General features: G+C 59.7%; 16 protein-coding genes. 5 read left to right on the forward strand and 11 right to left on the reverse strand.

What is annotated here, in order from left to right:
* Positions 1 to 30: 30 nt before the first annotated feature.
* Positions 31 to 999 (reverse strand): ABC transporter permease, encoded by a 969-nt coding sequence (locus HMPREF2878_RS09875; RefSeq protein WP_016421944.1) that lies wholly within the window; start codon positions 997 to 999, stop codon positions 31 to 33.
* A 93-nt stretch (positions 1,000 to 1,092) separates the two neighbouring features.
* Here HMPREF2878_RS09875 and HMPREF2878_RS09880 point away from each other — a divergent pair, with 93 nt between their 5' ends.
* Both HMPREF2878_RS09880 and HMPREF2878_RS09885 read left to right on the forward strand, forming a co-directional pair.
* Positions 1,093 to 1,674 carry a TetR/AcrR family transcriptional regulator gene (locus HMPREF2878_RS09880; RefSeq protein ID WP_042388357.1) on the forward strand — a complete coding sequence of 194 codons (582 nt, stop codon included), beginning with the start codon at positions 1,093 to 1,095 and terminating at the stop codon, positions 1,672 to 1,674.
* Positions 1,675 to 1,835: 161 nt separating this feature from the next.
* Positions 1,836 to 2,807 carry an N-acetylmuramoyl-L-alanine amidase gene (locus HMPREF2878_RS09885; RefSeq protein WP_016421946.1) on the forward strand — a complete coding sequence of 324 codons (972 nt, stop codon included), beginning with the start codon at positions 1,836 to 1,838 and terminating at the stop codon, positions 2,805 to 2,807.
* A 69-nt stretch (positions 2,808 to 2,876) separates the two neighbouring features.
* Here the strand turns inward: HMPREF2878_RS09885 and HMPREF2878_RS09890 are convergent, their stop codons facing one another.
* Positions 2,877 to 4,928, reverse strand: a complete 2,052-nt coding sequence (locus HMPREF2878_RS09890) for an acyl-CoA dehydrogenase family protein (RefSeq protein WP_016421947.1) — start codon at positions 4,926 to 4,928, stop codon at positions 2,877 to 2,879.
* Between the two features lie 215 nt (positions 4,929 to 5,143).
* A complete protein-coding gene (locus tag HMPREF2878_RS09895; protein WP_070653437.1) occupies positions 5,144 to 6,487 on the reverse strand; it encodes an MFS transporter in 1,344 nt (447 codons plus the stop codon).
* 834 nt (positions 6,488 to 7,321) lie between these two features.
* Between HMPREF2878_RS09895 and HMPREF2878_RS09900 the strand changes: the two genes are divergently transcribed.
* Complete coding sequence (locus tag HMPREF2878_RS09900) at positions 7,322 to 8,611, forward strand: MFS transporter (protein WP_069359068.1); 1,290 nt, start codon at positions 7,322 to 7,324, stop codon at positions 8,609 to 8,611.
* Positions 8,612 to 8,740: 129 nt separating this feature from the next.
* Entirely contained in the window at positions 8,741 to 9,706 is a 966-nt protein-coding gene (locus HMPREF2878_RS09905; RefSeq protein ID WP_070653473.1) for a GDP-mannose 4,6-dehydratase, read from the forward strand.
* A gap of 62 nt (positions 9,707 to 9,768) precedes the next feature.
* Here the strand turns inward: HMPREF2878_RS09905 and HMPREF2878_RS09910 are convergent, their stop codons facing one another.
* The 7 genes from HMPREF2878_RS09910 to HMPREF2878_RS09940 form a co-directional block, all read right to left on the reverse strand.
* Positions 9,769 to 10,764, reverse strand: a complete 996-nt coding sequence (locus HMPREF2878_RS09910; RefSeq protein ID WP_070653438.1) for a DsbA family protein — start codon at positions 10,762 to 10,764, stop codon at positions 9,769 to 9,771.
* A 49-nt stretch (positions 10,765 to 10,813) separates the two neighbouring features.
* Positions 10,814 to 11,236 (reverse strand): DUF2304 domain-containing protein, encoded by a 423-nt coding sequence (locus tag HMPREF2878_RS09915; RefSeq protein WP_038627495.1) that lies wholly within the window; start codon positions 11,234 to 11,236, stop codon positions 10,814 to 10,816.
* Positions 11,233 to 11,937: a glycosyltransferase family 2 protein gene (locus HMPREF2878_RS09920; protein ID WP_246821962.1), complete on the reverse strand. Its 705-nt coding sequence runs from the start codon at positions 11,935 to 11,937 to the stop codon at positions 11,233 to 11,235. Before HMPREF2878_RS09920 ends, HMPREF2878_RS09915 begins: the two co-directional genes overlap by 4 nt.
* Before the next feature lie 11 nt (positions 11,938 to 11,948).
* Positions 11,949 to 12,770 carry a glycosyltransferase gene (locus tag HMPREF2878_RS09925; RefSeq protein ID WP_049192969.1) on the reverse strand — a complete coding sequence of 274 codons (822 nt, stop codon included), beginning with the start codon at positions 12,768 to 12,770 and terminating at the stop codon, positions 11,949 to 11,951.
* Positions 12,771 to 12,853: 83 nt separating this feature from the next.
* On the reverse strand, positions 12,854 to 14,209 hold the full coding sequence (locus HMPREF2878_RS09930) for a lipopolysaccharide biosynthesis protein (protein WP_070549778.1): 1,356 nt from the start codon (positions 14,207 to 14,209) through the stop codon (positions 12,854 to 12,856).
* A gap of 18 nt (positions 14,210 to 14,227) precedes the next feature.
* Positions 14,228 to 15,688: a M1 family metallopeptidase gene (locus HMPREF2878_RS09935; RefSeq protein WP_016421956.1), complete on the reverse strand. Its 1,461-nt coding sequence runs from the start codon at positions 15,686 to 15,688 to the stop codon at positions 14,228 to 14,230.
* A gap of 10 nt (positions 15,689 to 15,698) precedes the next feature.
* Complete coding sequence (locus HMPREF2878_RS09940; RefSeq protein WP_083310851.1) at positions 15,699 to 17,873, reverse strand: prolyl oligopeptidase family serine peptidase; 2,175 nt, start codon at positions 17,871 to 17,873, stop codon at positions 15,699 to 15,701.
* A gap of 82 nt (positions 17,874 to 17,955) precedes the next feature.
* Here HMPREF2878_RS09940 and lpdA point away from each other — a divergent pair, with 82 nt between their 5' ends.
* Positions 17,956 to 19,371, forward strand: coding sequence for a dihydrolipoyl dehydrogenase (gene lpdA, locus HMPREF2878_RS09945; protein ID WP_070546388.1), 1,416 nt, complete (start codon positions 17,956 to 17,958; stop codon positions 19,369 to 19,371).
* A 236-nt stretch (positions 19,372 to 19,607) separates the two neighbouring features.
* On the opposite strand, the gene ramB is transcribed toward lpdA, so the two are convergent.
* A complete protein-coding gene (ramB, locus tag HMPREF2878_RS09950) occupies positions 19,608 to 21,032 on the reverse strand; it encodes an acetate metabolism transcriptional regulator RamB (protein WP_038629316.1) in 1,425 nt (474 codons plus the stop codon).
* Positions 21,033 to 21,092 lie beyond the last annotated feature (60 nt).

Consider the following 21,092-nt stretch of genomic DNA (forward strand, 5'->3'; position numbering starts at 1 on the left):
GCATGCGGACACACTTTTCTTTACTTAACCCTATTTTTTGGAACGATCAAACATGAGTAGAGCAAATCCAGCGGCAACCCAGACGATGAGAACCCACCACGCTGCCCCAGCACCGTTGCCATCGAAAAATGACAGTGACCTGACTAGGTAGCCAGTCGCCCCAATGGGCATCCACTGGCCAAGGGTGGACCAACCGGCCGGAAGCAGCCAGGGGCCGGTGGACAGTCCAGAGAGCGGGTTCGCCAAGAAAATCGTCAAAATGGCGCCGATGCCCACACCGGGAGTGCCAATAATGGCCGCAAGCCCGGCGGTAAGCATTGAGGTAGCCAGGATTCCCAGAGAAATAGCCAGCCATTCCATGCCGAAGCTGCCCGAAAGCGTGCCGTAGACAGAGTGGAGCATCCACGTTGCCACGAGGGCTCCGAAGACTGCGATGCCAGCGAGGACACCCAATTTCGTCCACTTCTTACCTCGGAAGAGGAAGGTGGCTATAACTGCCGAGATGATACCGCCGAAAGCCAGCGGCAAGCCGAGGAGCGCGACACCGGAAGCTTGTGGGTCATCCTGTGTGGTTGGAGCCAAATCCTCCCGCTCTACAGGGATGTTTTGAGACTCGAGGGTCGTCGCAATGCCGTCGATAAGCTGCGAGTAAGGTGCGCCGTTGCCTGAAGCGGTGTAGGCGGTAGCGCCCGTCGGGGAGATGACGATGCCGCCAACAGTTTCGCGATTGAGGATTGACTCGCGTACGGCGTCAGGGGTGTCCATCACCTGGATATCAGGAGCATCGTCGCCAGCTTTGTGTTCGATGGCTTGGGTGATTTGTTCGGATATTGGGGCGGGGGCAGTCAGCGCAATGGGGACATCGTTCGGGCCGGAGGCAAATGTCGGTGCCAGGAACGCGAAGAGCATGAGCCCGATGACGAGCGGAATACCGAAGATCACGGCTACTGCTTTGGGGGCGGGTGAGGCTTTTTTCGTCTCAGTCGTAGCTGTTGACATGGCCTATCTCCTAACTGGAGCAGAGTGTTTCACTTACAAAGTGGAGCATAGTGTTCCGTTTGTTAGGATGCGAGTGTGAGACAAGATGCAGTGATGAACAGTGATGCCATCGTGGAAGCAGCGCGAAAACTCTTGATAGAGCAAGGAGCCGGTGTATCCATGCGTGCGATTGCCAGGGAGGCCGGTGTCGGTTTAGCTACGGCAAGCAGGCACTTTCCCAGCAGGATTGAGCTTCTCGGCGCAGTCAGTGCTCGTGTTGCAGCTGATATCGACAGGGTTACTGAGGCAGCCGTAGCTCAGTTTGACGACGATCCGGACGGCGCTTGGCACGAAGCAGTCCACGCGATCGCGAAATTAAGTGTTGCGGCACTTGCCCAGGCATTATTCAGCGATCTCAATACCAGTTTGGGGAGCGAGGCGAAAAAGATTGATGGCATTATCGAAAAGCGAATGACGGAGTTGCGTCAGAGCTATACGCGACTGCTGGATAAGGCAAAAGCAGCTGGGCTATGCCCGGAGGACGTTGCACCGCTTGATTTCCACCTTGGGCTCGCTGTGGTGTCGCGTCCCCTTCCTAACTCTGCAGCGGTCGAGCAGTACTTTCCCGGTGTGCAAGAAAAGCTTGTGGACTTAATGCTTACGGGTTTGGCAGCACAGGCGAAGGGGAATCACTAAACCCCTCGGTGATAAGTCCTGAAAAATCCTGCACACGTCCCGACGTGCGGTGATTCCCCGAAACGAAGGGGGAGGAAATCTCGGAGCCGGCGACTCTCAATCGAGTGTTTGCTACTGTTACTCAGCACATAGCAGGTACGCGGAAACTAGGAGAACGCACTATGCGGCAGCCCGGACACCAGGGACTAGCAGTGCAGCGATCAGCAAGACGACTAGCTGTGGCTTTGGTGGCTGCGGCAATTTTGCCAGCCGGTCTTGTAGCTTGCACCATCGACACGGAGGCTTCCAAAGCAGGAAGCGCTCAGCAAGCTGCGTCGACAGAAACGCAAACGTCGTTGGCAGCTGAAGAAGAGGCTATGCAGATGCCGAACCCCACTCCGCCGAATGAGGAGTCTGCAATGTCTGATTCTGCTAACCCCGACGCAGTCGCTTCTGGCGATGCACAACAACAGCAAGCTAATCGCGCTACTTCGCGTGCCGACGGCTCCAGCGCTGTAGCCGGCAAGGTCATCTACCTCGACCCGGGACACGCCGGCACCCCACCACCAGCGGACATGATGGTCACTGACGGCCGCGGTGGCCAGAAGCCATGTAATACCTCCGGTACCGCTTCCAATGACGGCTTCCCGGAGCATGAGTTCAATTGGCTGATGGCGCAGGAAATTAAGCAGCTGCTCGAACAGCGCGGTGCTCAGGTGCTGCTCAGCCGCGTCGATGACACCGGTCGTGCAGATTGCATCGATGCCCGTGCAGAGAAGGAAAATGCCTCCAACGCCGATGCCGTGGTGAGCCTTCACGCAGATGGTGCTGGAGAGGGCAACCGCGGATTCCATGTGTCTGCGATTTCGCAGCCGCTCGCCAATAATGACGAGCAGGGATCTACCGCGCTGGCAACCGCGCTGCGCGATGCTTTTGTCGCAGCCGGTTTTGCTCCATCCAACTACCTCGGTAGCCAGGGGCTGAATCCGCGCGCTGACCTCACCGGACTCAACCTATCGACGAAACCAAAGGCACTGGTCGAATACGGCAACATGCGTGATAGCAGCGACATTGCCCTCTTGACCTCCAACGAAGGCCGTCAGCGCTTGGCAGAGGCCACTGTGGCTGGGTTGGAAGGTTTCTTGGCGCAGTAGCCAACCTGCGCATCCAGGCCGTAGCTACCTCACACCAGTCACCGCCACAGCAGCCAACCGGCCAACACGCTAACTAGCCGGGTTTGCCTTAGCTTTCGGTGTCATCGCGTCGTAAGGCTCCATCATGGGGATATCCAGCATGGTGCTGGGGACACCGAAGGCGTCGACAAGCACCTCAGACCAGGGGCCAAGGGAATCAACAAGATCGGCCAAGCCCGCCCGCGCGCCCTTGGTGCGAGTACCGGTGAGCAGTGACTGCTCCAAGAACCAGCCGGCGTTATCGCAGACCACCGACAGGAAGAACACATCGCGAACCTGCTCGAGCACCTCTTGAGAGCGCTCATCTGTGAGTGTGGATTCAGCTTCAAAGAACGCTTCCAAAATCATGCGATCGATATGCGCCCACGCGCAGGAAATCATGTGGTCCTGGACCTTGTCCACCAGCTTCGCGGCCTTTTCCACAGGCAGTTTCCGCGCCGGGCGCAGCCTGCGAGCAAGGGACTTGAGAAGTCGATTCTCGCGCTCGATGAGCAATTGCATCTGGCTGGCGGGGTCAAAGAGCGAGGACTCATCAGCGTCAGTCAGCGCATCCAAGAGGTTCTGAACGACGGCGTCCGCACCGGTGCGACGGCGCAAAATGCCACTGAAATTGTCGAGGCCGAAGCGCACCATTTCCAGGTTGGAAAAACTCTGTACCTCCCGGGCAAAACCACCCAAAAGTTCCTTGGTGACCAGCTGCAACATCACCACGTTGTCGCCCTCAAAGGTAGTGAATACGTCAGAGTCCTCTTTGAGAATGGTCAACAGGTTCTCCGCCATGTAGCCAGCTCCACCGGTGGCCTCACGCATCTCCTGGATGGCATCGGTGGCATGCGCGGTGTTGGCGACCTTCAATGCGGCGGCATGTGCCTCCGCTTCACGTAGATCGCGAGCCTGCTCCGGGGTTAGATTCGCACGGTCCAGCCCTTCCGCTTCGAGGTCGTGAATCCGCTTGATCAGCAGGTTGGTGGCAAATTGCAGACCGTACGAACGCGCAATGCGGGGGAGTAGTCGGATTCGGTGCTGGCGGTGCTCAATGAGTTTCTTTTCCGGCAGCGAATCGTCGGGAGCAAATTGGCGCCGCAAGTGTGCGTACTTGGTGCCGATGGTCAGTGCGGTGCGGGTTGCCGCACCAGCGGCCGCACCGACTGTCACGCGGCCGCGCACGAGGGCACCGAGCATCGTGAAAAACCGTGCATTGGGGCTGCCAATATCGCTGCTGTACTCGCCAGCGGCCGAGACATCTGCGAAACGGTTAAGCAGGTTCTCCCGCGGCACGCGGTAATGGTCGAACATGAGAGTGCCGTTGTCCACGCCCAAGAGGCCACCTTTGGTGCCGTGGTCGCCAATCGCAACCCCGTCGACAGGCGAACCGTCATCATTGCGGATCCGGGCAACAATGCAGTGCACACCATGGGATTCTTCTTGTCCTGGTGTGTAGAGCTGGCAAAAAACCGCAGCCCAGCGCCCATCGCGCGCGGCGTTGCCCAAAAACCATTTCTCAGAGGAAGCTGTCGGCGAATTGAGGATGAATTCTTCCGTCTCGGGGTCGTAATGTGCCGTGGTTTCGAGTGATTGCACGTCCGAGCCGTGGCCGCGTTCGGTCATCGCAAAGCAGCCGAGAGCCCGCAGCTCAATGAGGTCACGCACCAACTCGCTGTGACGCTCAGTCCCCAGATTGCTGACAGCGCCGCCGAAAAGGCCCCACTGCACTCCGGACTTCACCATCAACGACAAGTCGGTGTGGCCGAGCATTTCAATCCCGGAGAGTGTCCCGCCGGTATCTCCTGTGCCTCCCTGGTCAGTGCGGAAAGCACCATAGGGCATGCCGGTCTTAAGCACCTTGGACAACGCCTCGGTGGTGTGCTGCCTGGCCTCCTCCACGGTCAGCCCAGAGGTGGGCCGCAGGGTGGGGTCTTCTAAAAGGGCGCGGACATCAGCGCGCGCCTCGGGGAAATAGCCGTCCAGGACCTTTTGCAGTGCGCGTGCCACTTCCGGTTCCGGACGGGAGGGGAGTGTCTTCGGAGCGTCGGTCGAGCGCCGGCGGGGGATTCGCGTGGAGCTGGAAGAATTCTGTGCCATAACCCAACGTTAATGGGATATCTGGGGCTTGTCAGTCGCTTTCGACTGAGAAACTCATGAGGAAATCGGGACCGAGGAAAGAGAAAGCGGGTTATCGGGAGAAAAAGAAGGTGGAAACGCAAAAGCCGTCGTCAAGCAAATGCTGCGTTGTGCAATGCTTGACGACGGCTTGCGTAATCAGACCCTCGGTGGGGCAGATCCCTTAGCTGTGGGAACTAGACGCGCGACTTAACTTCGTCGAGGTTAGTTTCCGGGTGCTCGATCAGGTCTCGGTCTTCGAGACCCTTCGGCAGCAGGAACAGGGCAATCAGTGCCGGGATAGCCATGGCCATCAGGTAGACGGAGATGTAGAACGGGTTGCCGGTGGCGTCCATGATCATCTGGGCAATCATCGGAGCGAATGCGCCACCGAGGACGGCGCCGATGGCGTAAGCGATGGAAGCGCCCGAGTAGCGGACCTCAGCCGGGAACATCTCGGAGTACATGGCTGGCTGCGGGCCGAAGGTCAGGGCCAGTGGCAGGGTGAGAACTGCGACGGTCATGATGTACAGGAACGGACCCTGGTCCAGGATGCTCCACATGACGGCCTCCCAAATCATAATCACGACGTAGCCGATGATGAAGGTCTTAGCGCGGCCGATGCGGTCGGACCAAGCACCGGCGATGAACATGAAGATGGTCCAGCAAATACCAGCGACGAGAGTACCGGTCCATGCGACGGTTGCGGGGTAGCCCAGTGTCTTCTGTGCGTAAGCGCCGAAGAATGCGATCACGAGGTAACCGGTAGCCTGCTGAGCAGCGAAGATCAGAGCACCCTGGATGACCTTGCCCCAGTGGTTGCGGAAGAGCTCCGGCAGCGGAGCAGAACGCTCGGCAGACTCAGTCTGCATAGCCTGGAAGACCGGGGACTCGTCAACGGAACGGCGAATCATGTAACCGATCAGAACCAAGATGAAGGACAGCAGGAACGGCACACGCCAGCCCCAGTCCATGTAGGCTTCCTCGCCGACGATTGCCATAACAATCAGCATGGTGCCGGTCGCGAGGGTCAGACCCAGCGGAACACCGGCCTGCGGGAATGCGCCGTAGAGACCGCGCTTTTCCTTCGGTGCGTACTCCACGGACATCAGGGCTGCACCGCCCCATTCACCGCCAGCGGAAATACCCTGGAAAACACGGAGGAGAACCAGCAGGATAGGTGCGGCGATGCCGATTGATTCATAGGTCGGTAGCAGGCCGATGCAGAAAGTAGCCGCACCCATGCCGATGAGGGTGAAGACCAGAATCATCTTGCGGCCGTAGCGGTCACCGATATGGCCGGCGACGATAGCGCCAAGCGGGCGGAAGAGGAAGGAAATACCCAGGGTTGCCCAGGCGAGCACCTGAGCGACCTGTGGGTTCGACTTCGCAGCCGGCTCGATGAAGTGCGGAGCGAGCACGATAGCTGCGGCCTGAGCGTAAATCAGGAAGTCATAAAACTCGATGGTCGTACCCACGAGAGTTCCCGTGAGCACCTTGCGGCGCTGCTTGGGATCATTCGCGATGATCGAAGTAGTCATAAAACAACAAGACTTTCTTTACATACCCGTCCGCACGGCCATCGAGGACCTTGGTGATTTCAGCGGTCGTGCAGAAATCGCCCCAGGTTTTTCTCAGCCAGCGTTTGGGGAATGGACAGATTGTTTGACGGTGTCGAATTCTTACACAGCCAGACCGGTAGCGACCAGCGTTTGAACTTCAGCGAGCGACGACAAAAAGTAGGCAACGGGGGTAATGGGGGTTGGTGAATGGCGGTAGATTTCCTTTGTTTGTGACCGAATTCATTTTCTAGATGTCTGAAAAAGGTGGAATTGGGGGTATGTAAAGGGTGTGGAATGGATGCTGCTTAACGACGGGCCGTTTCCGGCCTGATGTGCGCGAGCTGATGGCCGTTTGTGCGTGAGACTGTCTTAAATAGGGGAAATCTGCGTTTTATGGCTGTTCGGCTACCCCCACATTGAACTAATTTGTAATTATATAATCAGAAGTTGTGTGAATAGTGCGGCGAAAGTGGCGCAAGATACGAAAGAAGTAACGGAACAATAACGATGTAGTGTCGAAAAGGTCATTGCCCCCGGATGGGGCAGGGATGCAAGGTCGGCAACATGCCACCCCGAGACGGGGGTGTGAGCCCCAGGTTTCAGGGGCATTTGTGCCGAGACCAACCCGAGGTGACCAAACTGGGCACGCCACCGCATTAGCCACCACTCCACTAGTCGCCACAGCACTAACCGACTCAGTTGCCCCGCCCCGCCTGCTCAACTATCTCGGCACACCTCTTGTGGTTAGCTCCGGTGGCTTAAAATCTGCACCATTGTGCGTAAGGCGCTGGGGACCGTCGTAAAGTAAACGACATGTCTTCTCACGCAGGAACTAACGGCAATGAAAATGAGGTACCTCACGGCAGGGCCAAATCCAATAAAGGCACGCCGTTGTGGCTGCTCGCCGCAATTGCAGTTTTCGCCGTCGCGTGGGGTGGCAATGAATTCACACCGCTGATGGTGATGTACCGCGAAAACGCTGACCTGGCGCCGGTGTTCATTGACCTTCTATTGCTGGTCTACGCTCTCGGCATCGCGCCGGCACTGCTGATTTCTGGCCCAATCTCGGACCGTATCGGCCGTAAGCCGGTGATGCTCGCCGCGCCGGTGCTCTCGATTCTGGGCTCGACTCTCATCGCGCTGGGCGAGACCATCGCCCCGCTCATCCTCACTGGTCGTTTTATCTCGGGCTTGGCAGTCGGCATTGTCATGGCCGTGGGCGGCTCGTGGGTAAAGGAGCTTTCCGATCCACGCTTTGACCCCAAGGCCACTTCCACCTCGGGCGCGAAGCGTCAGTCCATGGCGTTGACCTTGGGCTTTGGCCTGGGTGCGGGTATTGCCGGCACGTTGGCGCAGTTCGCACCGCTGCCGGGGCAGTTGGCTTATATCATCCACATCCTGATTTCTATCCCGACAATCTTCGGTCTTGTGGCTGTGCCGGAGACCCGCCAGTCGCCGCACCTGGGCGGCAGCAACGCTCCGCATGAAAGCGTCTGGGAGTCTCTACACACCCCTTCGGTAACTAACCGTCGCTTCCTGCTCGTCGCCGCGATGGGAGCGCCGTGGGTCTTCGGTGCAGCCGGTGTTGCCTATGCAATCATTCCTTCTCTGCTTCAGGACCACGTCTCCCAGCCAGTGTTCTACTCCGCGATGGTCACACTGTTTGCGCTGCTCTGTGGTTTTGGTATTCAGCAGATTGGTCCACGCTTTGTGACCGAACACAACGCCCGCGGTTCGCTGATCGCAATTGGCATTGTGGTTATCGGCATGGGAATGGCCGCATGGATGTCCACCAACCCCACCGCAGTGACGGCGTTTATTGCAGCGCTGGTGCTGGGCACCGGCTACGGCCTGGCCATGTTTACCGGCCTTAACGAGGTACAGCGCATCGCCGGCCCGCGCGACATGGCTGGGCTGACCGGTATCTTCTACTGCCTGACTTACATCGGCTTCGCATTCCCAGCAATTCTGACCAAGCTCTCCGAGTCCATCTCCTGGATGACCTACCCGGTCATGCTCGGTGGCGGTATGGTCATCGCCATCCTGATGGGCTTGGTTATTTTCTTCAATTCCACTGTCAACCTGCCACAGCGCGCTGAGTAATCTCGCATTCCTCGGAAGATTAATCAACCCCGTCAATGTGAGGTTGGTACACGTATAAGCGGTTTTCCTTACTAAGCGCCTATAGTTCTTCCTATGGAGAAGCACAAGAACGAATCACCGGCCACCGCGATGACAGAATCGTCGGTAAGCGCGAAACCGCGCGCGCTGGTGACGGGCGGTGCCGGATTTATCGGTTCGACGCTAGTTGACCGGCTGCTGGCTGAAGGGTACGCGGTCACGGCGTTGGACGATCTCTCCCACGGAAAGCTGGAAAACCTCCAGCAGGCATCGCTTAACGACGATTTTGAGTTCATAACCGCCGATGTGCTGGAGGTGGACTGGGACGAGCTGCTCGAGCAAAGCGGCCCGGAGGTTATTTTCCACCTCGCAGCGCAGATTGATGTGCGGATTTCCGTGGCCGACCCGGTGCGAGATGCGACGCTGAACATCATTGGCACAATCAAACTTGCCGATGCGGCCCGAAAGCACGGTGTCCGCAAGGTTGTGTTTACATCGTCGGGCGGTTCCATCTACGGCACGCCGGAGGAGCTTCCGGTGACGGAAAATGTGCCGGTCAATCCGATGAGCCCCTATGCCGCCTCAAAGGCGACGGGCGAACTGTACTTGAATATGTTCCGCAATCTTTACGGGCTCGAATGCTCGCACATCGCGCCGGCGAATGTGTACGGCCCGCGGCAGGATCCGCACGGCGAGGCTGGTGTGGTGGCTATTTTCGCCCAGCGATTGCTGGCGGGAGAGCCGACCAAAGTGTTCGGTGACGGCGGAAATACCCGCGACTATGTGTATGTCGACGATGTGGTGGATGCTTTCTACCGCGCATCCGGCGAGGTCGGTGGCGGAATGCGATTTAACATTGGCACCGGTGTCGAAACTTCGGATCGTCAGCTGCACTCGTTGGTGGCGCAGGCTGCGGATGCCGAGGATAACCCGGAGTTTGCACCGCCGCGCACTGGTGATGTGGCGCGGTCGGCGTTGGATCCCACGCGGGCGCGTGAGGTACTCGGCTGGGAGCCGGCTATGAGTATTCAGGAGGGCGTTGCCCGTACTGTGGAGTACTTCCGGAATCAGGGCTAGCGCAGCTTAAGCGGGCGGCTTCATGCACTCGCCCGCATAAGTTAGCAGCAAGTCAGCGCAGCTTACTTGCCAGTTTCTTCCATGCGCTTAGCGTGGATGAGAGCCAGCTCGATATTGTCCTCGAACACGTCAAGAGGCTGTGCGCCTGAGACGAACTGAGTACCAACGAGGAAGCCCGGAGTACCGGAAATGCCCAGCATGGAACCGAACTGGGTGGCCTTCTCGACCGCCTCGGTCCACTTGCCGTCCTTAAGTTCCTTTTCAAAGCGCTTCATGTCCGGCACACCGGCCTCGCGAGCGACGGCAATCAGTTCCTTTTCAGTGAACTCCGGGTGGCCCTGGCCCTTCTCGCCGGCCTTCTTAAACAGCGCACGGGAGAACTCCCAGAACTTGCCCTGAGCTGCCGCGGCACGGCCGGCCTCAGCGTCCTTGATGGCCTTCTCGCCATTGATGGCCATGTCGTTCCACTCCAGGCGGACCAGTCCCTCATTGACGTACTTTTCCACGAGGGCAGACTCGGTTTCGTTTGCGAACTTCGCGCAGAACGGGCATTCGAAGTCCGAGTAGATCGAGATTACGACCGGCGCATCCACTGCACCGAGAGCAAAAGGATCATTTTCATTGCGGCGGTGGACATTGTCCATATCCTCCGGGGACTTCAGCTGCGCTCCCGCCTTTGGGCCGTAGATGCTGGCGTCGAAAGAGCCATTCGGGCCAGGTACAGGCGCAATTTCCCCCTTGCCTGGTGCAACGCCCGCCATGTTGACGGTGCTCACGCCGTTGAAGCTAGCCGAACGCGAGCCAGCGAAGAAGCCCGCTGCGCCGACAACGATCAATGCTACGACAGCTAGCGCCCATGCGGCGTTCGGAATCGAGTACCACGACTTGGTTTTTCCATCACTGTCGGCAGACCAGGACTCCAAGTCCTGCTCAGTGGGTACCGGCTGAGAAGCCTGCTGGGGTTCCTGCTGTGTCCCCTGCGGCGCTGCGTCTGCCGAGGGCTGCTGCGAATCGCTGCTGTTGTCAGCGGCGATGTTGTTCTTATTTTCTTCGCTCATGGCTTCTATGGAACCACAGCCTCAGATTCACATGCGCTTAGCGTGCCGATTAGTCGGACGGAGCGTTGTTCTCGACGTTTGTCGCGCTGTCTTTTTGGCTGCTGTTCTGGCTGCCCGAAATCACAATTTCTTCTTCCGGACGCACAGCGGTCTTCAAGGCCACTGCACGAGCCAGTCGTGCGTAGCGCAGCTCCTGTTCGCGGAAGCGGATGTAGGACGACACCGTGGTAAACACGAACGCCAACACCAGTACGTAGAGCAGCAAATCGGTGCCTCGGTTCACACCAATCCAGTTGGCCACCACGGTCAGATCGTCGGGACGCACGATTGCCCACAGGCACGCGATGACGAAAACGACGAATCCCAGTTTCACGCCCGCCTTGGCGCGCGCTTTACGACGGTTAGCGACGAAGTAAGCCACCAGGCCCACCATCGCCAGCAGCAAAATAATTTGAACGATGGATGCGGTCATGGCAGCCTCTTCGAAATCAGGGAGTCGGCAAGGATATTGACACCGTTGAACAAGGATTGCCCTTTGGACATGGAGTATTCCGTGTAGAGGATATCCACCGGCTGCTCAGCGGTACGCCAACCTGTGCTGTCCATGACCTCGATAAATTCGGAGGCATGGCTCATGCCGTTCATGCGCAGGTTCAGTTGCTCTGCCACCGTGCGGTTGAAGGCGCGTAGGCCGTTGTGGGCGTCGGTAAGCCCGAGCCGGCGCGTGCGTGGTGACAACATGACCACCGTCTTGAGGACAATTCGCTTAATCAGCGGCACCTGGTCATCCTCGGCGCGAGGGCGGCCGAAACGGGTTCCCACAATGATGTCGATTGGTTCGGTGCGCAGTCGCTGCACCATAGCGACGACGTCCTTGACCTGGTGCTGGCCATCGGCGTCGAAGGTGACAAAGTACTTCGATCCAGCCTGCGCGCGAGCGTATTCCACGCCGGTCTGGATAGCCGCCCCTTGACCCAAATTGACAGGGTGGTTGACCAGGTGAGCGCCGGCCCTGTGGATCTCCAGGCTGGAGTTATCCGAAGAGCCGTCGTTGACCGCGACAATGTTGGGGAAGGTCTCGCGAGCGTGCTCGAGAACCTCACGAATAACCTGGCCCTCGTTGTAGCACGGCACAATCAGCCAGGTGTCCGAGAAATCCATGTTGTCAGTCATCGCTCCGAAGCCTACCGCACAAACAATCGTCGATATGCGCGTGACATGAGCTGAGTTGGCAAAAGTCGGAAAAGTGTCCGCACCGCCAAGTTAAACACCGCCCGCGGCCTGGAAATCAGCCCCTCAGCTACCAGCGTGCGCTGGAGCTGGCGTTCACCGCGGATGATGCCGCGCGAGGTTCGCCGCTCGAACATGCCGTCGGCACGGAAGTACACCAGCGGCTCGGGCAGATTCTCAAATTTCGCGCCGGCGGCCATGAGGCGCACCCAGAGGTCGTAGTCCTCCATCAGACGGATGTCACGATAGCCGCCGACTTCACGCACCTTCGCCGTTCGCAGCATCGAGGAGGGGTTATTCACGGGTGAATTAATCTTGATATAACGCGCAATCTCGGCGTGCGTCTGCGGCAGAGTCCGCACGCGCACCACGTTGTCCGGCGTGCCCTCGAACTCCGCCATTGCACTGCCCAGCACATCCAACTCCGGATTAGCGGTCAGCACGTCCCACTGCTTTTCAAAGCGGTCCGCACGCGCAATATCGTCCGCATCCAGCCGCGCCACCCATGGCGTTTCCACCAACTGAAGACCCGCCTGCGAAGCCACTCCCGAGCCGCCATTTTCCGCACAACGCAGCACGGTCATCTCCGAATGCGCCTGCTCATGCTTGACGACGACCCGGTCGAGTTCCTGCCCGATCGGGCCATCGATGACCACAATGACGTGCGCGGCCGGACGCGTCTGGTTCCACAGCGACTGCAGCGCAGCATCGAGCTGGTCGGGGACGACGCGGTGGTAGACGGTCATGAGAACCGTGAGGTTAGTGATGGTGGACATGTGAGTCTCGAACCTTGGGAGTTGCAGGGGGATGTGGACGGTTTTTTTTGGGGGGGGGGGGACGGCATTGGATGTGGGTGGTGTTATTCCACCGCAAAAGCCTCCGATACGGCTGACCTGGCAGCACGTGGGGAAAGTTTGCGCAGCGCAAGCAGGTGAATGACAACACCTACTGCAGAGCCTACGGCGATAGCCGCGACCGTGCGTACCGACAGGTGCCCAGGGAGGAAAAGAATGGCAACGGCGATCGTGGTCGCAGCCAACCAACCGATCAGATACATATGGTGCTTTTCCACTGCCAAGGTGACCGAGCCGGTAATCATCAACATGGCGGTCAACGTCGCACCGAGCGTCAGCGCTGCGAGCACCGGCCCGGACACGTGATAGCTATCGTCCAGGATGAGAGTCATAATCCACGGGCCGATGAGCCATGCCAGGCCCGCCCCGAAGGTGCCGAAAGCAGCCAGCGCTCCCAACGGCTTGGCCAGCGCTGCCAGCACGCCTTCGGAGCGATGCCGGACAAAGCTCACAATGATGGCGTTTTGGAACTTCTCTAAGGGCATGAGCAGTGGAGCGCGGGTCAGCGTTACGGCGTAGGCGATACCCGCAATGGTCACCGCTGCGGTGAAGTTGTTGGCATGCGGCGGGGTAAGCGACTCGGCTATCCCTGCGCCAGTGGTGACCGCTTCGCCGGCAATCTTGACGATTGTCGGAAAACCTGTGACCAGCACAGCAGATGCGCCGGATGCGCCCATGGCCGTGACCATGAGAGTGATGAAGCGGCGCACCGGGACGTCGGCACGCGCGAACATGACCGAGCGGGTTGCCGGGGAAAACAGCGCGAGAATAAGCCAACTGACAGTGCCGAACACCGTGATAATCAGCCAGGCCAGCAGGCCCCAGCCGAAGTACCAGGCGATGAGTGCCAGAGCCACGCGCACGAGAATGTCAATCATGATTAGCGCGGCGTAGGGGCCCCACAGTTGGCGGCCGCTGAGCAGACCCGAGGTGGTTGCCTGCATAGAGTACAGCGCCAGACCAAAAGCCATGAGCAGAATTGCAGTGCCGGCGCCATCCTGCACGACCAGTGGGGCCCACAGCGGACCCGTCACTGCCATGGTGACGAAAGTAACTGCGGCGACGCCCAGGGACACTGTGATGGGACGAGCACCGAGAGTTTGACCCGCTTCCGAGGCTTCCTGCTCCTGGCTCTGCCCCTGCTCTCGATCCCGCTCCCGCGATTCCGCAGCACCGATTGCGCGCGTGGTCTCCTGCATCAGCCCGCCGAGAACACCCGTGAGCGCGAAGAAAAGCCCCCAGAACGCCACGAACTGCAGGTTTACCGCATTGGGAAGTGCGCGGGCCGAGATAATCAGCACCGCGAAGCTGCCTATCGCCGCGACAATCGTGGCCAGCGACAACCATTTGAAACCGGACATTGACGTGCCTCTAGCTCTCTAGTCCTTGGCCTTCGAGTAGCCGAGCTTTTCAAACTGAGCGGCCAGTTCCTCATCCACGATTGGAGCACCATTATCGTCGATGCCCTGGTCAGCAGGGGAGCGCGTCGGATCAGTGGGGAAGTCCGGCAAGGAGCTGCGTGACAGCCAGGAGTCAAAGATGACATCCAGGTGCGAGGTGGTGATGCCACGCTCGCGGCATACACGGTTGGCCAGTGCGCGGAAGTCCACTGCATCGACCACACTGTGGCGGTTGGTGGTGGTCCACTTGTGCACCAGGTCGAAGAACACCTCGTCGCCCAGCAGCAGACGCAGAGCGTGCACAGTCAGCGCGCCGCGCTTGTACAGACGGTCGTCGAACATCAGCTTGGGCCCTGGGTTGGCGATGACGATGTCCTGATCATCTTCAAGCAGGTCCAGGTAGTGCTTGCGGGCGTGCACATCCGCGCTGGCACCGCCGCTGACCTCGGACCACACCCACTCGGAATAGCAGGCAAAACCCTCGTTGAGCCAGATATCGCGCCACTGCGAAATGCCGACACTGTTGCCGAACCACTGGTGCGACAACTCGTGGGCAATCAGTCGATTCCACGTGTCCTTGCCGTCGGCGTGGTTGGCTCCGAAGATGGACAGACCCTGTGCCTCGATGGGGATCTCCAGGTCGTCTTCACAAATGACCACCTGGTAGGCACGGAAGGGGTAAGGGCCAAAGAGCTTGGCGAATTCATCGAGCATGCGTCCCTGGTCGCGGAAGTCGTGGCGGGCATTTGCCACCAACTCAGAGGGCACCCAGGCCACTACGGTCGAGGTCTGGCACGGCAGCTCGACCTTCTTAAACTGGCCGACATTGATGGTGGCCAAGTAGGAGGCCATGGGCTCCTCGGTGACAAACCGCCAGCGGCGGCGCGATCCGCCCACGTTCACCGGAGCGTCGGCAAGCCCTGGTGCGACGACCTCGTAGGGAGCGTCGGTGACCATCGTGAACTCGTAAAATGCCTTGACCTCGGGATCGTCATCGCAGGGGTACCACGACGCCGCGCCCACCGGCTGCGATGCCACGAGTGCACCGTTTTCGAGTTCCTCCCAGCCAATTTCGCCCCACTTCGAGCGCACCGGACGTGGCGTGCCCGAGTAAGTCACAATCAGCCGCAGCGTCTCGTCGGGAGCCAACTCGCGGTCAAAGGTGACGCGCAGCTTGCGTCCCGAATGGCGCCAGCGCTTTACATCGATTGAGTGTGCCTGCGAATCGGAAATCGCATCCACCGAATCGACCCCCAGCGCATCCGCAAAGTCGAGCGTGATGTGTGAGGTCCAAGCATTGATTTCGATATGCAGAGTCGCCGTCGCCTTCAGACGATTCGGCCCGACCCGATAATCGAGGTCCAGCTCGTATTTGTTCACCCGGAAACCCAGGTTGAACGCAATACCGGTATAAGGATTAGTGAAATCAGCGCTACTCACGGCTGTTACCTTACTTGAGCTTGTTCCACAGCCACGTAGATATGAGTGCCTCGACGAACGCGACCTGCGAATTATCCGCCGCGCCCGCGTGCCCGCCCTCTGTGTTTTCGTGATAGTCCACCGGCTGTCCCGCTTCCTCCAGCAGCCACGCCAGGCTCCGCGCATGCGCTGGGTGGACGCGGTCGTCCCTGGTAGACGTCGTAATCAACGCTGGTGGGTAGGCGCGCTGCTCTCGCTTGACGACGCGCTGGACCGGCGAATACTGCGCAATCGCAGCCCGCTCGGTGGGGTCGTCCGGGTTTCCATATTCGGCCATCCAGGAGGCTCCCGCGGACAGCTTGTGATAGCGCATCATGTCCGCCAGTGGCACCTGGGACACCACTGCGCCCACCAACTCCGGGTAGGAGGTGAGGCAGACAGCGGTCAGCAGCCCGCCGTTGGAACCACCGCGCACGCCCAGCTGCTCGCGCGTGCAGTAGCCGCGTTCAACCAGGTCGCGCAGCACGGCCTGATGATCCTCATAGACCCTCATCCGCTCAGTCTTGACCACCGAGGAGTGCCAGGTCGGGCCGAATTCGCCACCGCCACGCAGGTTGGCCTCCACGAAGTACCCGCCCCGCTCGAGCCAGGTCAGGCCACGAATCGCCGAGTACTGCGGGACCAGTGAGACCTCGAAACCGCCGTAGGCGTGCACGAGGGTAGGGGCTGGGTTCGGAGCGGGTGTGGCTGTGGTTGTCTCTGCACTAGCGCCTGCGTCAGCACTTGCACCAGCCCCCGCGCCGAAGCGACCGGTGATGCGATACGGAATCCGCGTGCCATCGGCCGAAGTCGCCCAGTGCTGCCGCGTCTCCATCCCCTCACTGTCGAAGAGCGCCGGAGCACGCCGCACTTCCGTGAGCGGGCTGCCGACCTGCCCGTACCAGAGGGTTGCCGGCTGCGTTGCCGACGTCGAAACCAACCAGATCTCATCGTCGCGTTCAGAGGCTGTATCAATCACGCTCACAGTGGCTTGCGCAGGTAACTCGCCGAAAGCCTCCACCGGCTCCCACGAGCCCTCCCGCAAGACGACCAACTTCGTCGCGACATCCTCCAGCAGCGTCAACACCAGGAAATTCTTCGTCCACGCCAGTTGCTGGAACGAGGTGTGCGCATCAGGGGTGAAAATCACCTCCACCTCACGCGAGCCCGCCAGCCACTTATCGAGCTCCACAACGGCCACGCCACCAGCCGGAATGCCATTGAACTCCGTGCGCGGCATCAGCACCAACCACTGCCTATGGACACTCGTCCGGCAGTCCTGCGGTACCTCCAGGATCTGCAGGGAAAAGTCCCCATTCTGCTGCGCCGCCAACTTGCCCGGACGCTCCGCTGCCACGAACCGCTGCGAATTATAAAAATCATGCGCACGCTCGACAAACAGCCGCTCAAAACCCTCCGTCGCGTCGAACCAGCCGCCCACGGCCACATCATCACTGTGGCCCGAGAAAACCACATCCGCGCTTGACGACGGCATGCCGCGCCGCCACCTCCGCACCTGCCGCGGGTAGCCCGAATCCGTCAGTGACCCCGGACCAAAGTCACTGCCAACGAGAATTTCGTCACGACCCAACCAACAGACATCGGACTTCGCCTCCGGGAGGTAGAACGGCTCATCCTCCACAAAAGTGCAGTTGACGAGGTCAAACTCCCGCACCACAGTGGCATCGGCCCCGCCGCGAGAGAGCAGAATCAACGCGCGGTCATACTCCGGATAACGGCACACCGTGCCCTTCCAGACCCAGTTTTCTCCCTCGGCTTTCGCCAGCGCATCGAGGTCGATGAGAGTTTCCCACTCGGTCGCCTGCGGATCTTCCTGGCCAGCCAGATAGCTCTGCAACGAGGTGCGCCGCCACAGGCCCCGCGGATGCTCGGCATCCCGCCAGAAGTTATAGAGGTACTCGCCGCGCCGCACCGGGTATGCGATCCGGGCATCGGTGTTGAGCGCAGCCAGGATGCGTTGTTCCAGGTTGGTGCGGTCGCTGGTGTCGTCGGCAAGCGAATCGACACCTGCGACGGTGGCCTTCGACTGCGCGCGAGCCCACGCCAGCGCCTGGGAGCCGTCGATATCGTCCAGCCAATCGGGGACAAGATCAGTGGAGAGGAAGGAGAAATCGTTGCCCAAGTCGGTGTCCGTGTCGGTGCCCATGCCCACCACCGTAGCCGACCGCAGTAGGTAAAACCGGGACTCGCGCGTGAAGTAAAGACAAGTCGTGCGTAGACTTGTGCACGTGGCTGAACATTTTGATCTTGTAGTACTCGGCGGCGGTCCTGGCGGATACGTCGCAGCAATCCGTGCATCCCAGCTGGGTCTGAAGACCGCTGTGGTGGAGAAGCAATACTGGGGCGGTGTCTGCCTCAACGTTGGCTGTATTCCATCCAAGTCTCTGTTGAAGAACGCCGAGGTGGCGCACATTTTCAACCATGAGGCTAAGACCTTCGGTATCTCCGGCGATGTCTCCTTTGACTTCGGTGCCGCACACGCGCGTTCGCGCAAGGTGTCCGCGGGCATCGTCAAGGGCGTTCATTTCCTGATGAAGAAGAACAAGATCACCGAAATCAACGGTTTCGGTGAATTCACCGGCCCGACCTCCATGGCCATCACTGATGGCGATGACAAGGGCAAGGAAATTACCTTCGACAAGGCGATTATTGCAACCGGCTCTGTCGTCCGTTCCCTGCCGGGCGTTGAGGTCGGCGGCAACATCGTTTCCTACGAAGAGCAGATTCTCTCCGACGAGCTGCCGGACTCCATGGTTATCGTCGGTGCTGGCGCCATCGGTATGGAGTTCGCATACGTCTTGGCTAACTACGGCGTGGATGTCACCATCGTCGAGTTCATGGACAACGTTCTGCCGAACGAGGACGCAGACGTCTCCAAGGTTATTGCCAAGGAATACAAGAAGCTGGGCGTCAAGCTCATGACCGGGCACAAGACCACCTCCATCGTGGACAATGGTGACTCGGTTGAGGTCAAGGTCGAGGCCAAGGATGGTGGCGACGAGCAGACTCTGACCGTCGACCGCGTTATGGTCTCCATCGGCTTCGCACCGCGCACCGAGGGCATCGGCCTGGACAAGGCCGGTGTTGAGCTGGGCGAGCGCGGCGAGATTGTCATCGACGAGTACATGCGCACCAACGTCGACAACATCTACGCCATCGGCGACGTCACCATGAAGCTGCAGCTGGCACACGTCGCTGAGGCACAGGGCGTTATCGCAGCTGAGCACATGGTGGGTCACGAGACCGAGACCATCCCGGACTACAACATGATGCCGCGCGCAACCTTCTGTAACCCGCAGGTTGGTTCCTTCGGTAAGACCGAGGCGCAGGCCAAGAAGTGGGCAGAGGAGAACGGCCGCGAGATTAAGGTCTCCACCTTCCCGTTCTCTGCAAACGGTAAGGCCCAGGGTCTGGCGGAGCCGGCTGGTTTCGTGAAGCTCATTGCAGATGCCGAATACGGCGAGCTGCTGGGTGGCCACATGGTGGGCGCCAACGTTTCCGAGCTCATGCCGCAGCTGGTCCTGGCTGAGAAGTACGAGCTGACCACTGAGGAAATCGGCCGCGCCGTCCACATTCACCCGACCATGTCCGAGGCTATGAAGGAAGCAGCTGAGGGCGTTATGGGCAAGATGATCAACCTGTAAGAGGTTGTGGCTTTGGCCTGGGGCCAGTTTTCGCTGGTCCTGGCTCTCACCGGGCTGGTCCCGGCTCAGGCAGATACGAGTTAGTGCTTAAGTTTATGACAGTTTGACCGTGAAAATCGGTGCGAAAGTGTCATAAACTTAAGCACTTTCTTTTTTGGGGTCTTCTTTTTTGGGGGCATACTGCGCGAACCAAGCCCCCCGCAAACAGGCCGGCCCTGCGCCCGTCGTAAAGCGAACTAGTACGGCGAGACGGTGGAGCGGTGCATGTTGATGTCGATATCGCGATGGATCGGCGGGAACGCGCGCTGCGGACAGGCCTCGCGGGAGCAGACCCTGCAGCCGGCACCGATTGGAGTGGCGGCGTCGAGGTCCGCGAGATCGAGACCATCGGCGTACACGGTGCGCTCAGCGTGACGGGCCTCGCAGCCCAAACCGATGGCAAAAACCTTACCTGGCTTGCCGAAACGTGCCGCGTGATGCTCCACGGTCCGCGAGATCCACATGTACGGCCGACCATCCGGCATGAGCGCGACCTGCCGCATGACTTTGCCGGGGTAGGAGAAAGTCTCGTAGACGTTCCACAGCGGGCAGGTACCGCCCGAATGCGTGAAGTGGAAGCCCGTGGCGGATTGACGTTTGGACATGTTGCCCGCGCGGTCGACGCGCACGAATGTCCACGGGATGCCGCGCAAGCTGGGGCGTTGCATCGTGGACAATCGGTGGCAGATGGTCTCGTAGCCGACACCGTAAGTGCGCGACAACAGCTCGATGTCGTAGCGCTTCGACTCAGCCATCGCATGGAACGACTCATACGGCAGAATCAGCGCCGCCGCGTAATACGTCGCGACTCCGCGCTGCGCCAGCTTCCGCGACTCCTCCGACATGAAATGCCCGGACGCGACGGCCTCGGAAATGGTCTCGCCCTGCTCCAAAAACCCCAGCTCCGTGGCCATGCGGAAGGCCCGCTGTCCCGGCGAGAGGTGCCGCGCGAGGTAGAGCGTCTTCGTCCGCCGATCAAGGCTGTGCTGCACATCGCCTAACGACGATTCCAGCGCAATCCGAATCCCATGGTCGTTGGACAGCCTGTCGGCCAGCACAGAGACCACATCGGTGGTCTCGTCGGTGATGCGCAGCTCGCGGGCCAGCTCCTCAGCGGCGGTGTCGACCGAAGCGATGTAGTTCTGGCGGGCGTAGAAGTAGTCGCGGACCTCCTCATGAGGCATGGTCAGCGCCTGTGAACCGGAGGCGGTGTCGGTGCTGTTGCCGAAGTTGCGCTCCTCGGTGGCCAGAGAGAGTTTGTCCGTGACGTTGCGGTAGCGGCGGTGAATGTCCACCATGATGCGGGCGATATCAGGGTGGTCGCGAACCATTTCCGAGATCTCCTGCAGATCCATGGGAGACTTAGCGATCTCCTTGTCCATTACCACGTCCTGGACCTCAGCGAGGAGGCGGGAGTCGTCATCTCGGGAGAAGAAAGTCGCGTCAACGCCGAATGTGTCCGTGATGCGGAGCAGCACGGGCACAGTCAGCGGGCGGACGTCGTGCTCAATCTGGTTGACGTAACTAGCCGAGAGGCCCAACGCCTGCGCGAGCGCAGCCTGGCTGAGGTCGCGCTCGCGGCGTAGCTGGCGGAGGCGGGATCCGACATAGGTTTTCGACATACTGCCCAGCATATCGCGGGCTTTGCTGAACTTGTGTAGAGAACCGTTGCAACCTTTGCT

Origin of the sequence: Corynebacterium sp. HMSC065H09 (assembly GCF_001812845.1) — a bacterium.
GTDB classification, from domain to species: domain Bacteria; phylum Actinomycetota; class Actinomycetes; order Mycobacteriales; family Mycobacteriaceae; genus Corynebacterium; species Corynebacterium jeikeium_D.

Excerpts from the sequence above, each read along its gene's own strand:
- HMPREF2878_RS09875 (WP_016421944.1), bottom strand. The coding sequence starts at position 999 with ATGTCAACAGCTACGACTGAGACGAAAAAAGCCTCACCCGCCCCCAAA.
- HMPREF2878_RS09880 (WP_042388357.1), top strand. The coding sequence starts at position 1,093 with ATGAACAGTGATGCCATCGTGGAAGCAGCGCGAAAACTCTTGATAGAG.
- HMPREF2878_RS09885 (WP_016421946.1), top strand. The coding sequence starts at position 1,836 with ATGCGGCAGCCCGGACACCAGGGACTAGCAGTGCAGCGATCAGCAAGA.
- HMPREF2878_RS09890 (WP_016421947.1), bottom strand. The coding sequence starts at position 4,928 with ATGGCACAGAATTCTTCCAGCTCCACGCGAATCCCCCGCCGGCGCTCG.
- HMPREF2878_RS09895 (WP_070653437.1), bottom strand. The coding sequence starts at position 6,487 with ATGACTACTTCGATCATCGCGAATGATCCCAAGCAGCGCCGCAAGGTG.
- HMPREF2878_RS09900 (WP_069359068.1), top strand. The coding sequence starts at position 7,322 with ATGTCTTCTCACGCAGGAACTAACGGCAATGAAAATGAGGTACCTCAC.
- HMPREF2878_RS09905 (WP_070653473.1), top strand. The coding sequence starts at position 8,741 with ATGACAGAATCGTCGGTAAGCGCGAAACCGCGCGCGCTGGTGACGGGC.
- HMPREF2878_RS09910 (WP_070653438.1), bottom strand. The coding sequence starts at position 10,764 with ATGAGCGAAGAAAATAAGAACAACATCGCCGCTGACAACAGCAGCGAT.
- HMPREF2878_RS09915 (WP_038627495.1), bottom strand. The coding sequence starts at position 11,236 with ATGACCGCATCCATCGTTCAAATTATTTTGCTGCTGGCGATGGTGGGC.
- HMPREF2878_RS09920 (WP_246821962.1), bottom strand. The coding sequence starts at position 11,937 with ATGACTGACAACATGGATTTCTCGGACACCTGGCTGATTGTGCCGTGC.
- HMPREF2878_RS09925 (WP_049192969.1), bottom strand. The coding sequence starts at position 12,770 with ATGTCCACCATCACTAACCTCACGGTTCTCATGACCGTCTACCACCGC.
- HMPREF2878_RS09930 (WP_070549778.1), bottom strand. The coding sequence starts at position 14,209 with ATGTCCGGTTTCAAATGGTTGTCGCTGGCCACGATTGTCGCGGCGATA.
- HMPREF2878_RS09940 (WP_083310851.1), bottom strand. The coding sequence starts at position 17,873 with ATGGGCACCGACACGGACACCGACTTGGGCAACGATTTCTCCTTCCTC.
- ramB (WP_038629316.1), bottom strand. The coding sequence starts at position 21,032 with ATGTCGAAAACCTATGTCGGATCCCGCCTCCGCCAGCTACGCCGCGAG.